Here is a 12,420-nt window from a genome sequence, read left to right on the forward strand (position 1 = left end):
CCGTGCTGGGCACCCGCGCGTCCGTCTGCAAGGATGTGAACGGTCGTCGCGCCGTCGGGGATTGAAACTGGTCAAAGGAGATGCTCCATGGTTGAACCCGCCCTCTTAGCAGACGGCGTCGACAGCGAGGCCCGCCGGCATGTGCTCCGGGCCTTAGCGGCGGGCACGGGCATCGGGTGGGACGGCGCGGACCGGGCCGTCTTCGAAGAGCGCTTCGACCGTCATTTCCCGGCCTTGTTCCGGCTGTTCCACGATCTCTACGGCGCACGGCCGGATTGGCTGGATCAGCTCACCGACCTTGTGATGCAGTCTGCCCGCTCGTGGGCAGAGAGGCCTGCCGCGCTCAAGGGCCTCGACGCCGAACGGGAACACAACAGCGGCTGGTTCCAGTCCAACACCATGCTCGGCGGCGTTTGCTACGTCGACAGATACGCCAGGGACCTCGAAGGCGTCCGCGCCCGGATCCCCTATTTCAAGGAACTGGGCCTGACCTATCTGCACCTGATGCCGCTGTTCCTGGCCCCCGAACCGCACTCCGACGGCGGCTACGCCGTTTCCAGTTACCGGGACGTCAATCCCGGGCTGGGCACCATGGAGCAGCTGCGCGACCTCGCCGCCGAGCTGCGGGAGAACGGTATCAGCCTCGTGGTCGACTTCATCTTCAACCACACCTCCGACGAGCACGAATGGGCCCGGAAGGCGGCCGCGGGCGAGCCGGCCTACAGCGACAACTACTGGATCTTCCCGGACAGGTCCATGCCGGACGCGTTCGAGCAAACTGTGCGCGAAATCTTCCCGGACGACCATCCCGGCTCATTTGTGGATTTGCCGGACGGACAGTGGGTCTGGACCACGTTCCACACCTTCCAGTGGGACCTGAACTACTCCAACCCGGACGTGTTCCGGGCCATGGCGGGCGAGATGCTGTTCCTGGCCAACCAAGGCGTGGACATTCTCCGGATGGACGCCGTCGCCTTCATTTGGAAGCAGCTCGGCACACCCTGTGAGAACCTTCCCGAAGCCCACACGCTGCTGCAGGCGTTCAACGCCGTGTGCCGGCTGGCGGCGCCGTCGCTGCTGTTCAAGTCCGAGGCGATCGTCCACCCCGACGAGGTGGCCCGCTACATTGACCCCGCCGAGTGCCAGCTCTCCTACAACCCCCTGCAGATGGCGCTGACCTGGGAGGCGCTGGCCACCCGCGACGTGTCCCTGCTCACCCAGGCCCTGGAGCGGCGCCACAATATTCCAGACGGCACGGCGTGGGTGAACTATGTCCGCAGCCATGACGACATCGGCTGGACGTTTGCGGATGAGGACGCTGCCGAGCTTGGCATCAATGCCTTCGAGCACCGGCGGTTCCTCAATTCCTTCTTCGTCAACCGTTTCCCTGGCAGCTTCGCCCGCGGCGTGCCTTTTCAGGACAACCCCCGCACCGGCGACTGCCGGATTTCCGGCACAACGGCGTCGCTCTGCGGGCTCGAGGGCGGAACCGCTGCGGCGGTGGACCGGATCCTGCTGGCCCACTCGGTGGCCTTCAGCACCGGGGGCATCCCGCTGCTGTATCTCGGTGACGAGGTCGGCCAGTTCAACGACTACGGGTACGCCGCCGAGGAAGGCCACGGAACGGACAGCCGCTGGGTGCACCGGCCGCACTACCCGGCCGCAGGGTACGCGCGGCGCGCGGAGCCGGAAACCCCCGCCGGGGCGGTCTTTGCCGGGCTGCGCCGGATGGTGTCCGTACGGTCCGCGACGCCGGAACTGGCCGGGACCCGGCTGGTCGGGTTCGCCACGAACAACCCGGGTGTCCTGGGGTACCAGCGTCCCGGAAATGGAACGCTGATCCTCGCCCTGGCCAACTTCAGCGACGACCCCGAGGAGGTAACGGCGTTGACGCTCTCCGGCTTCGCGGCCGGCGCCGTCGACGTCCTGACCGGCGCCCACGTGTGCCTCGACGCGGGACTGGTCCTGGACGCCCGGCAGTTCGTCTGGCTCCGGGTGACGCCCCGGCCTTGAGGCGCTGGCCCGCGGCTTATCGGCATGGAATATCGGTAGCGGCTGTGTCGGCGTCCGCTGCGCCGCTTCGCCCGGGTGCCGTGTCCGGCCGCACACTGGTTGAGGAGAGCGTGCGGCCGGAATCTGTGGACGAACGGCCCCGTGGCGGCCGGCGGCCGGTCTTATGCGGCCTATTTCCACTCTCCCCCATCCCGCTGAGAAGAGACTGAGAGCAGCCTCTCCCTGGGGACGTGCGCGCATGCAGGAGCGCTCCGGCCACCGCCGGGGGTGCCGGCCGGGCGGGCGGCGCCGGCAATGCGGCCGCGGTGGTTGTCCCGAACCGCGCATTGACGCATTCTTGGAGCATGGCACTGGGCAAACGGGCCCCCTCCGGCCCCGGCACGGGCGAGATTCGATGGGGCGTGCGGAAGCGCTCGACGGCGGTCGCCGTCGGCGTCGTAGCCGTGGCGCTGCTGCTCGGCGGCGTCGTCCTTCTGGTCCTGCTGCAGGCGTCCCTGGCGCGGTCGAGCGACGTCGCAGCCCAGCAGAAGGCCCTGGACGTGGTCGCCGAGATGGAGGACATGGACATCGAGGATGCCCGCGCCTACATCATTGACACCGCGCATGCGGGCCAGTTCGTCCAGGTGCTGGATGCCGAAGGGTACGTCCTGGCCAGCTCGGACCCCGAGGTCGCCAACGCCCCGCTGTCAGCCCAGCGGCCCAGCCCGGGCCAGACCATGACCCAGGACGTCTCGAGCCTTCCGAGCATCGGAGACACCGACGACTACCACATCGTCACCGTGGGAGCACGGACCGGCACGTTGAGCTATACCGTGGTGGTGGCCCAGGCCTCACAGATACAGGCGGACACCATTTCCACCGTCGCGTGGTTCATGCTGGGAGCCACGCCGCTGCTGCTCGGGACCGTGGCCGTGGCCGTATGGCTCCTGGTGGGGCGTTCCCTCCGCCAGGTTGAGCGGATCCGTGGCCAGGTGGCCCGGATCAAGGCCGAGCGGCTGGACGGGCGCGTCGACGTCCCGCCCACCAACGACGAAATCCACGCCCTGGCGCTGACCATGAACACCATGCTGGACCGGCTGCAGGCCTCGGACACCGAACAGCGCAGATTCGTCTCGGACGCCAGCCACGAGCTGCGCAGCCCGCTGGCCACGCTGAGGGCCGGGATCGAGATCGCGGCGGCGGACCCGACCGGGGCGATGTGGCTTCAGATGAAGGATGTCCTCTCCGAGGAGACGGCCCGCATGAGCTTCCTCGTGGAGGACCTGCTGACACTGGCCAAGGCCAATGACGGCGGCCTGCGCGTGGAGCAGAAGGACGTCGATCTTGACGACGTGCTGGACCAGGAGATCCGCCGGCTGCGGTCCACCAGCCGGCACCAGATCTCGGTGAAGCTCGTTCCGACCCGGATCCGCGGCGACGCCCGGCGGCTGGCGCAGGTCCTGCGGAACGTCCTGGACAACGCGGACCGTCACGCCCTGTCCCGGATCGCCGTGGACCTGCACACCGCCGCGGACCGGGTCATCCTCACTGTCGACAACGACGGCGACCCCATCCCGGAGGCGGACCGGGAACGGATCTTCGAACGGTTTGTCCGGCTCGATGGCAGCCGTTCCCGGGAAGGCGGCGGCAGCGGACTGGGCCTGGCCATCGCGGCTGGAATTGTGGCCGCCCACCATGGGAGCATCCGTCCGACGGACGGACCGGCGGGTCACTGCCGCTTTGAGATCACATTTCCCCTTCCGGAACCTGTGCAGCCGGCCGACGTCACTCCTCGGAACTCCCGGCGGCACGGGGTTCAGGGGTCGGGTCGGCGCTGAGCAGATAGCCCATGCCACGCACCGTGGTCAGGCTGTGGATCCCGAACGGGACATCAATCTTGCGCCGAAGGTAGCCGATGTACACCTCCACCACATTGTTCGCGCCCTCGAAAGCCGGATCCCAGACGTTTTGCAGGATTTCCGCCTTTGAAACGATCTGGTCATGCCGGCGCATCAGATAATGCAGGAGCCCGTACTCCCTGGCCGTGAGGCTGATGAGGGTGTCGCCGCGGCGCACACTGTGGCTGACGGGGTCCAGGGACAGCGTGCCAAGTGTCATGATGACAGGCCTGGCGGGCGCTCCGCGCCGGATCAACGCCCTGATCCGGGCCACCAGCACCAGGAAGCTGAACGGCTTGGTGAGGTAGTCATCAGCGCCTAGGTCGAAGGCATCGGTCTGGTCGTATTCGCCGTCCTTGGCCGTGAGCATCAGCACCGGAGTCCACACCTTGCGTTGCCGCAATTCCTTCAAGACGTCGTAGCCGTTCATCCGCGGCAGCATGAGGTCCAGCAGGATGGCATCGTACGCGTTCTCCAGCGCCGCCGCGAGTCCCCGCACGCCGTCGTGGGCGACGTCGACGACGAACCCCTCGTTCTTCAGCCCGCGGCGGACTGTTTCCGCCAGGGCATGCTCATCCTCCACCATCAGGATCCGCAATCCAGCCCCCTCTCTTTGGGCCAGTATGGCCCTTCCGGGGCCGTGCTGGAAGGAACCTGGCGGGTCCAGTGGGAGGGATGCCCGTCGCTGTTCGGTCAGGCCTGTTGGGGAGGACCGAACAGCCACCCCGAAACGTCGCTGCGCAGGACCACGTGCGGTCCGCCGGTGGAACTGACGCTCCCGTTGGGGACGTAGTAGCCGCGCCCGGCTCCGGGGCCGCCGGCTGCGCGGTCGATGGCGTCGGTCAGGCGCCGGGTCAGGTGCCCGCTGGGGCCCAGGGACCGCAGTTCATTGAGTTCGTCCTGCGTGAGCCGTCCCAGCACTGCAGCAATATCGGCCATGGTGAATCCTCCCGACGGATGGTGCGGATGGTGCGGATGGTGCCCAAGGTGGATGGTGCCTAAAGAATCAGGTTAGGGCACCCAAATTAACGGCGCGTGACGCCCCGGTGACCAGTGGCGAACAAAGCAGGAAGGCCGGCGTCGGGGGCGTCCGCCTCCGGGTGTCATGAGCGTCACTGCCGCGACTGCCCCGGTCCCCAGCATTTACACGGCGTCATGCTGTACGGTTCAATCCCGGAGATCCGGAGATACAGAGATAAGTAGATCCGGAGAGACTCCGAATCACACCCCCAGCAACTGAAATGAGTATCACCAGGTGGCAACCGATTATGACGAAGTACGCTCCGACGTCGCGGAATCCCGCAACGCTTCCCTGGAGGCGCTCCGTTCGGCGAATGCGCCTGACGCGCGAAGCGTTGTCCGCGAACTCGACGAGGCGGATACCTCCGAAGGCGTGGAACTGCCGGGGGCAGACCTGTCCGGCGAGGAACTGACCGTCACGGTCATCCCGCAAAAGGAGGACGAATTCACCTGCTATTCCTGTTTCCTGGTGCGGCACCGGTCCCAGCTGGCCAAGGAGAAGGCCGGCCACGCCTACTGCGCAGACTGCCTCAGCTAGAGCCCCCGGCAGGACCGGCTCAGCCGGTCCTGGGACGTTCAGCGCGGCAGGTGTGGTTCCGGCACCGGACGCTACCCGCCGGGCCACCCGTCGAATACACTTCTGTCACATGCTTCACAATAGTGTCGGGAGGCGGCCGGACATGACCAGCCCGGGCACGTTCGGCTACGCTCCTGTTTGACGATGCGGCGATTGCCGGCACACGGCCGGAGGCTGATCATGCGTAAATCCACCAGCAGCTTGGCTGACCCTGCTGCTGTGCCGCCGTCGGCCGCCGCCAACGACGCCAGTGGACCCGAACGATCCGACGGGCCGGCCATGCCGTTTGAAGGGCCGGCGGGCACCCGTACCCCCCGCACCGGCAAACCCGCCCGCGCAGGGAGCCTGCAGCGCGAATGGTCCAGGGCATTCATCCTGGTGATCCTTGCCCTGCTCGCAGGGGCCGCGGTAACTCTGGTCGGCGTCCGTTTTGTCACGGACCAGATCCAGCACGCCGCCGCACAGCACCGCGTCGAGTCGGAGGCCATCTCCGAGCTCCGGACCGGCATCGAGACCCACGAACAAGCCGGACTCCAGCTGTTGTCCGCAGGACCCGCAGATCCGGCCGCCTTTTTGCTGCAACAAAAGGACCTCTCCGCCCAGTTCGATGCCACCGCCCGGATCCTGCCGGAGGCGTACGGCATGCGGGCCACAGTCCGCGGGGCCCGGGCCGCCTGGCAGGAGGGACTGTCCGCGCACAATCTCTGGGGAAGCCAGGTGGCCACTCTCCACGGCAACCGAGTGGCGGAGGCGCCGGCGTTCGCCGAATCCAGCGCCAAGGCCCGCGCCCTGCTCGCCGACGTCCGTCGCGCTTCGCTCGACGCGCTTGACGACGGCGTCGCCCGTGCGGCCGGGCTTCAGCAGATGGTATCGACCGTCCGCACGGCCCTCTTTGCGCTGGCCGCGGGCGGGGTGTTCTTTTTCCGCCGGCGGATGACCAAGTACCTGATGCGCCCTGTGGAGGGTCTGTACCGCGGGGTCGTGAAGCTGCAGTCCGGTGATTACAGCCACCGGATCAGCGTTGTCCGCAATGACGAACTTGGCCAGCTGGCCGAGGCCTTCAATTCCATGGCGGCCACCGTGCACGACAACCACCTGGAACTGACCTTCCGCGCCACCCACGACCCGCTCACGGGACTGGCCAACCGGGCAGTCCTCACCGAACGCCTCACCGCCGCGTTCGACCCCGGGGCAAAGAACCCGGAAACAGCTGGCGCCGAGGTCTGCGACGGGCGTGAAGGCCTGCTGGTCATCGACGTCGACGACTTCAAAGACGTCAACGACTCGCTGGGCCATGAGGGCGGCGACGCGTTGCTCATCCAGCTGGCCCAACGGCTGCGGGGCTGCGTGCGCGGACATGACCTCGTCGCCCGGCTGGGCGGTGACGAATTCGCGATCGTCGTGACGGATGAGGGCGGCACGGCGACGGACGACGTCGCACGGCGCATCCAGGACACGCTGCGGGACCCTTTCTGCATCGATGACGTCCGGCTGAAGGTAACCGTCAGCATGGGCGCCGCCCAGCGCAACGCCGGCACTGTAGATCCGGCCGAGTTGATGCGGCAGGCGGACTTCGCCATGTACATGGCCAAGCACGGCGGCAAAGGCCGCTACCAGCTCTTCGATGCCCGGGGATATGACGAAATGACCTACCGGGCCGCTCTCCGGGCGGACCTCGCCACAGCCGTGCAGGCCGGGCAGTTGCGCCTCGACTACCAGCCGGTCGTGAGTCTCGGCACCGGCGAGATCGCCGGGGTGGAGGCCCTGGTCCGCTGGGAGCACCCGACCCTGGGCCGGCTGGGACCGGCCGACTTCATCCCCTTGGCCGAGGAAACCGGCGAGATAGGGCCCATCGGCTGCTGGGTCCTGGACACCGCCAGCCGTCACGTCGCCGGCTGGCGCCGGTCCCCCGGCACTGCCGAAGACTTCTGGGTCTCGGTCAATCTTTCCACTCTTCAGCTATCGAGTGACCGGAACCTGGCAGCCCTGGAGCGCATCCTGGCCCACCCCGCCTCGCAGGCCGACAAGGTGATCCTCGAGGTCACCGAATCGGCCCTGGCCACGAGCGCCGACGGCGGGGTCGCTGCCCTGAACCGGCTGAAGAGCTTCGGCGTCCGCATCGCAATCGACGACTTCGGGACCGGCTTCTCCTCGCTCAGCACGCTCGCTGCGCTGCCCGCGGACATTCTCAAGATCGACCGTGCCTTCCTGTCCGGGCTGCCTGGGGACGCCCCGGCCGCGGCGATGCTCGAGGGCATTCTGGAAGTGGCCCGGAAACTGGACCTGGCTGTCATCGCCGAGGGCATTGAGCACACCGGGCAGCTGGATCTCCTGCGCTCGCTCGGCTGCGACATGGGCCAGGGCTTCTTTCTGGCCAGTCCCAGCCCGTCCCCCGTTCTCGAGGCGCTGCTGGCCTCCGGGGCCCGCCTGCAGCCACCGGCAGGTATGGACGCGACGGCGGCCGGCGCCTGAGCCAGCCGAAGGACCGGACCCGGAGGTCGGCGTTGTGCTCAAACGGCGGGGAAGTCCAACGAGGGCTCGTCCGCGGTGGCGAGTGTCAGGACGGCCTCTTCCACCGTTTCGTGATCCTCAAGTTCGCGTTCAACGCGGCGTAGGGCCGCGGCGACGTCGTGTTCCCGGAGGTCCCCCTGTATGTCCACGGCCGCCACGACGTAAAGCTTGCGCGGGCCGACGTATTCGACATGCAGGTACGTGATGCGTTCGATCGCTGGGTGCTCGAGGAGGCGGCGGGCCATGGTGCCCTCGATATCGCCGGTCACGGCTTGCCCCACCAGGAAGCGCCGGTTCCGGTCGATCAGCACGACGGCAACCACGGCCAGGAGGATGCCCACCAGAATGGACCCCACGGCGTCCGGCACGGAGGACCCCGTGACCTGGTGCAGGAATATCCCGGCGAAGGCGATGAGCAGGCCAACAAGCGCTGCCCCGTCCTCGGCGAAGACGGCGCGCAGCGTGGGGTCGGAGCCCTTGAGGACCTGCTCCAGGGTGTTCCGGTCCAGCTCTCGCGCCGCCTTCCGGTTTTGCCGGAACGCCTGGATGAAGGACACGCCTTCAAGGACGAACGCGATGGTCAGCACCAGGTAGGCGATCCCATAGTCACCTGGCGGTTCCGGGGTGATCAGCTGCTGGATGCCGTGCATCACCGACACCACCGCGCCGGCCGTAAACAAGCCAAAGGCGGCGATCATTGACCATACGTAGGCCTCGCGCCCGTAACCCATGGGGTGGGCTTTGTCGCGTTTCCGCGCGGCTTTCCGTTCGGCGATGAGCAGGAAGACCTGGTTGCCGGTATCGGCCCAGGAGTGGGCCGCCTCGGCAGTCATGGACGCCGAGCCAGAGATAAGTGCGGCCACTGTCTTGGCTGCCGCGACAAGGACGTTCGCTGCAAAGGCAATCAGCACCGTGAGCGATGCGGACCAGGACTTCTTACGCTTCACGCCATTTTCCTCCCTCGGCTGCAGGATGCATGCCAGGGACTACGCTATCTCCCCGGGCTGTCCCGGACCGGCGTTCGACGCAGACTGGTTCCATTCGTGCCGGTCAGGCGCACAATATAGCTAGTACGTTCATCCGCTCGTTTCCTCAAGCCGCTCGGGGTGGTGCGCAATGAATGCTCGTCGGAAGCTGTCATCGCTATGGGTGCTCCTGATCTTGCTGGGCGCCGGCGGGTGCGCCGGCGGCAGCGGATCGCCGGCGTCGACGTCGGCGCCCCCACCCGGCCCCGCCTACGGGGCCGGCCCGACGGCGGGCACCGCCGCCGCCACCACCATCACCATCAAGGACTTCGCCTACGGCGACCCGCTCACCGTGGCCCCCGGCGCGGCGGTCACCGTAACCAACATGGATGCCGCGGCGCACACGGTCACGGCTGACGAAGGCTCAGCGTTCGATGCCCAGGTCAAGGGCGGCGGCACTGCCACCTTCACCGCGCCGACGAAGCCCGGATCCTACGCGTATCACTGCACCTACCATCCGGGCATGCACGGGACGCTGGTGGTCAAATGAGCGCCCAGAGCCCCGGACGGGCCGTGCGGGTCCATACGGCCGGCATGACACTGCGAATCCTCACGGCCGTTGCCCTGTTCATTGACGCCGCCGTCCACATCCACCTGGCCCCGGGCTACCAGGCGGGGAACTCCGCGGGAATCGGCCAAGGGAACCTGTTCCTGCTGGAATCAGCTGCCGCTGTGCTGGCCGGGTTGTACGTGCTGCTGCGCGGCAGCAGGGCGGCCTTCGCCGTCGCATTCGTCGTCGCGCTGAGCGCCTTCATGGCCGTGGTGGCATACCGTTACGTGAATATTCCCGCGTTCGGGCCTTTCCCGTCCATGTACGAGCCCATCTGGTTCTTCGAGAAGTCTGTCAGCGCCGTGGCTGAAGGCGCCGGAGCCGTCCTGGCAGCCATCGGTTTCGTCCGGGCCGGACGGCGGACGAACGGGCAGGGCACCCAGTCCAAGCATTGACCAACCCCGGGCCGCGGACTTGCTAGCATGTGGGCGGGGTGGTTCAGGCTGAAGTCGTTTGCAGAAGGCACGAAACAAGAGGACACGGCGTCTACAGGCACGGGGTCAGCAAACGTGCCTGGAATCCGGCCTGCAGAACCGACGAGGGGCACCGCTTCCCCGGCGCCAGGGCAGACCGGGCCGGGATCGGCAGCCGCCCGCCGTGCCGTGGCGGATGCCGGCACCGCCGTCGGCGCCTATCTTGTGGTGTGGGCCTGGCTCGGCGCGGCGGTCCTCACGGATCCTGTGCCCTGGCTCCTGGCCCTGGCGGCGGGGGCCGCGGTGATCACCCGGGCCGCCGGCTCCGTTCTGCGGCGGAAACCCCCTTTTTCCACCCCCGCGGACCGCGTCACCCTCGGCAGGGCCGGCATCGTGGCCTGCTGTGCCGCCGAAACGGTGGTGGGGTTGATCGCCGGAGCCGGAACCGGACCAGACCTTCTGGTGGTGGTCCTGGGCACGGCCGCGTTCCTGCTCGATGCCGTCGACGGACGGGTGGCCCGGTTCACGGGATGTGCCACGGCCGAGGGTTCACGCCTGGATTCGGATACGGACGCCGCGCTGGTCCTGGTGCTGTCCTGCGCCGCGGCGGGAAAGTTCGGCCTGTGGCCCCTGGGCATCGGCCTGATGTACTACGCGTTCCTCGCAGCGGCCTGGTTCCGGGCGTCCCTGAAGAACCCGCTGCCGTCCAGCACGGTCCGCAGGGTCATCGGAGCCACCCAGCCGGCCGCCCTGCTGTTCGCCCTGTTGCCGGGGGTGCCTCCGCCGCTGGGAGCCATGGTGCTCGGGCCGGCGCTTGGGCTGCTGGCCTTTTCATTCGGGCGGGACGTGGTCAAGCTGGAACGGCTCCGGGCAAGCCGCGCTTCGGCCGCCGGCTCCCCCGCCATACGGGCCGGAACACCGGCAGGAACCTAACGCGGTGCGGGTCTCGGCGCCAGGTCCATCGTCGCCGGGCCCTGGATGACGGCGCCGTCGGCGGAAAACCGCGAGCCGTGGCAGGGGCAGTCCCACGTCGAATCGTCCGCGTTGAACGCGACCGTGCAACCCAGATGCGTGCAGATGGCCGAGACGGCGAGGAGGCCCCCGGCAGCGCCAGCGTAGACGGCGGTCATTTCGCCATCGATCTCCACGACGGTGCCTTCGCCGGGTCGCAGCCCGGCGACGGCCGGTTGATCCGGCAGCCGGTGTGGGGGCGGCTGGTCCGGTTGCTGCCGCACCCCGCCGGCGTGGCCGGCGGAAGGGCGGTTGGTATCGAATACCGCGGCCCAGGGGTTGTGACGGCCCGACAGGGTGTCGGCCAGGATCAGGGCGGCCGCGGTGCCGTTGGTCAGGCCCCATTTGCGCAGGCCGGTGATCACATGAAGGTGCGCCGCCGTCGGAGTCAAAGTCCCGGCGTAGGGCAACCCGTCGACGGGCATGTTGTCCTGCGTGGACCAGCGGAAGCTGGTCCCCCCGGTGCCGAGGCGTTCCCGGGAGAAAGCCGCGAGGCGGCGGTACCGCTCGGCGGCATCGCTGGCCTCGGCGGCACGGTGCCCCTCGCCGCCGGTGAGAACGAATCGGGAACCCTCAATGTCGATCGCCAGGATGGAGCGCATCGGCTCGTCGACGCTGATGAAGGTCCCGTCCAGGAGCACGGCGGGTGCCAGGCTGGCAACGACGTAGGAACGGTGCAGGTAGCAGCGCCCGGCAAACAGGCCGGCGTCGCCAACGGGGACGTTGGTGGCAATGATCAGCTCGCGCGCCCGGACGGTGCCGCTCCCGGTCCCGACGACGGCGGGCACCCCGTCTTGGACCGAGGTAACGCGCGAGTCCTCCAGTACGTGGCTTCCGCTCCCGTCCACGGCGCGGGCGAGGCCTTGGAGGTACTTGACCGCGTGAAATTGCGCCTGGCCGTCGAACCGGACTGCGCCCCGGGCACCGAACGGCAGCGGCACCTCGGAGGTAAAGACGGCTGGCAGGCCGAGCCGCCCGGCCAGGGCCGCCTCGCCGCGGACCCGGGCGAGGGCGTCGTCGGATTCTGCGTAGGTGTAATTGGATACCCTGCGGAAGTCGCAGTCGATGCCCTCCTCCGCGACGACACGCGCAATGTGCTCGATGGCGGCCTGGTTGGCCTGCCCGTACGTGCCAGCCACGTCCGGTCCGTGCCGGTCCGCGAGTTCGGTGTAGGCCAGCCGGTGCAGGGAGGTGACCTTGCCGGTGGTGTGCCCAGTGACGCCGGTGCCAATGCGGGCTGCCTCCAGGACCGCGACGGTGCTGCCGGCGCGCTTGAGGGCCAGCGCCGCCGTCAGGCCGGCGATCCCTCCCCCGACGACGGCGACGTCGACCTCAAGATCCGTGTCCAGGGAGGGATAGCGGGTGGTACCGGTTGTGGCGATCCAGAGCGAAACCTGCCGTCCTTCGAGCCATTCACCCACGG

At 68.1% G+C, this 12,420-nt stretch carries 11 protein-coding genes; 7 read left to right on the forward strand and 4 right to left on the reverse strand.

From position 1 onward, the window contains the following. Positions 1-87: 87 nt before the first annotated feature. Both AC1DFR_RS02030 and AC1DFR_RS02035 read left to right on the forward strand, forming a co-directional pair. The gene (locus AC1DFR_RS02030; RefSeq protein WP_476872594.1) at positions 88-2,013 is read left to right on the forward strand and encodes an alpha-amylase family protein; all 1,926 of its coding nucleotides are present in this window, start codon (positions 88-90) and stop codon (positions 2,011-2,013) included. A gap of 344 nt (positions 2,014-2,357) precedes the next feature. After that, on the forward strand, positions 2,358-3,830 hold the full coding sequence (locus AC1DFR_RS02035; protein WP_476872595.1) for a sensor histidine kinase: 1,473 nt from the start codon (positions 2,358-2,360) through the stop codon (positions 3,828-3,830). Here AC1DFR_RS02035 and AC1DFR_RS02040 read toward each other — a convergent pair. Together AC1DFR_RS02040 and AC1DFR_RS02045 are read right to left on the reverse strand one after the other, a co-directional pair. Next, on the reverse strand, positions 3,778-4,488 hold the full coding sequence (locus AC1DFR_RS02040) for a response regulator transcription factor (RefSeq protein ID WP_230008877.1): 711 nt from the start codon (positions 4,486-4,488) through the stop codon (positions 3,778-3,780). The genes AC1DFR_RS02035 and AC1DFR_RS02040 overlap by 53 nt on opposite strands. A 95-nt stretch (positions 4,489-4,583) precedes the next feature. Further along, positions 4,584-4,829 carry a hypothetical protein gene (locus AC1DFR_RS02045; protein ID WP_230008878.1) on the reverse strand — a complete coding sequence of 82 codons (246 nt, stop codon included), beginning with the start codon at positions 4,827-4,829 and terminating at the stop codon, positions 4,584-4,586. Between the two features lie 316 nt (positions 4,830-5,145). Here AC1DFR_RS02045 and AC1DFR_RS02050 point away from each other — a divergent pair, with 316 nt between their 5' ends. Beyond that, the gene (locus AC1DFR_RS02050) at positions 5,146-5,448 is read left to right on the forward strand and encodes a DUF4193 domain-containing protein (RefSeq protein WP_028276793.1); all 303 of its coding nucleotides are present in this window, start codon (positions 5,146-5,148) and stop codon (positions 5,446-5,448) included. A gap of 219 nt (positions 5,449-5,667) precedes the next feature. Beyond that, positions 5,668-7,959 carry a putative bifunctional diguanylate cyclase/phosphodiesterase gene (locus tag AC1DFR_RS02055; RefSeq protein ID WP_476872596.1) on the forward strand — a complete coding sequence of 764 codons (2,292 nt, stop codon included), beginning with the start codon at positions 5,668-5,670 and terminating at the stop codon, positions 7,957-7,959. A gap of 38 nt (positions 7,960-7,997) precedes the next feature. On the opposite strand, the gene AC1DFR_RS02060 is transcribed toward AC1DFR_RS02055, so the two are convergent. Next, entirely contained in the window at positions 7,998-8,945 is a 948-nt protein-coding gene (locus AC1DFR_RS02060; RefSeq protein WP_476872597.1) for a cation diffusion facilitator family transporter, read from the reverse strand. 202 nt (positions 8,946-9,147) lie between these two features. Here AC1DFR_RS02060 and AC1DFR_RS02065 point away from each other — a divergent pair, with 202 nt between their 5' ends. The 3 genes from AC1DFR_RS02065 to AC1DFR_RS02075 all read left to right on the forward strand — a co-directional run bounded on the left by AC1DFR_RS02065 (position 9,148) and on the right by AC1DFR_RS02075 (position 10,919). Then, positions 9,148-9,513, forward strand: a complete 366-nt coding sequence (locus AC1DFR_RS02065) for a cupredoxin domain-containing protein (protein ID WP_476849573.1) — start codon at positions 9,148-9,150, stop codon at positions 9,511-9,513. 44 nt (positions 9,514-9,557) lie between these two features. Beyond that, positions 9,558-9,968 carry a hypothetical protein gene (locus tag AC1DFR_RS02070; RefSeq protein ID WP_476872598.1) on the forward strand — a complete coding sequence of 137 codons (411 nt, stop codon included), beginning with the start codon at positions 9,558-9,560 and terminating at the stop codon, positions 9,966-9,968. A 114-nt stretch (positions 9,969-10,082) separates the two neighbouring features. Then, a complete protein-coding gene (locus AC1DFR_RS02075) occupies positions 10,083-10,919 on the forward strand; it encodes a CDP-alcohol phosphatidyltransferase family protein (RefSeq protein WP_476872599.1) in 837 nt (278 codons plus the stop codon). Here the strand turns inward: AC1DFR_RS02075 and AC1DFR_RS02080 are convergent. Next, complete coding sequence (locus AC1DFR_RS02080) at positions 10,916-12,418, reverse strand: FAD-dependent oxidoreductase (RefSeq protein WP_476872600.1); 1,503 nt, start codon at positions 12,416-12,418, stop codon at positions 10,916-10,918. The genes AC1DFR_RS02075 and AC1DFR_RS02080 overlap by 4 nt on opposite strands. Between the last annotated feature and the right edge of the window lie 2 nt (positions 12,419-12,420).

Source organism: Arthrobacter sp. 05T410 (genome assembly GCF_056396505.1).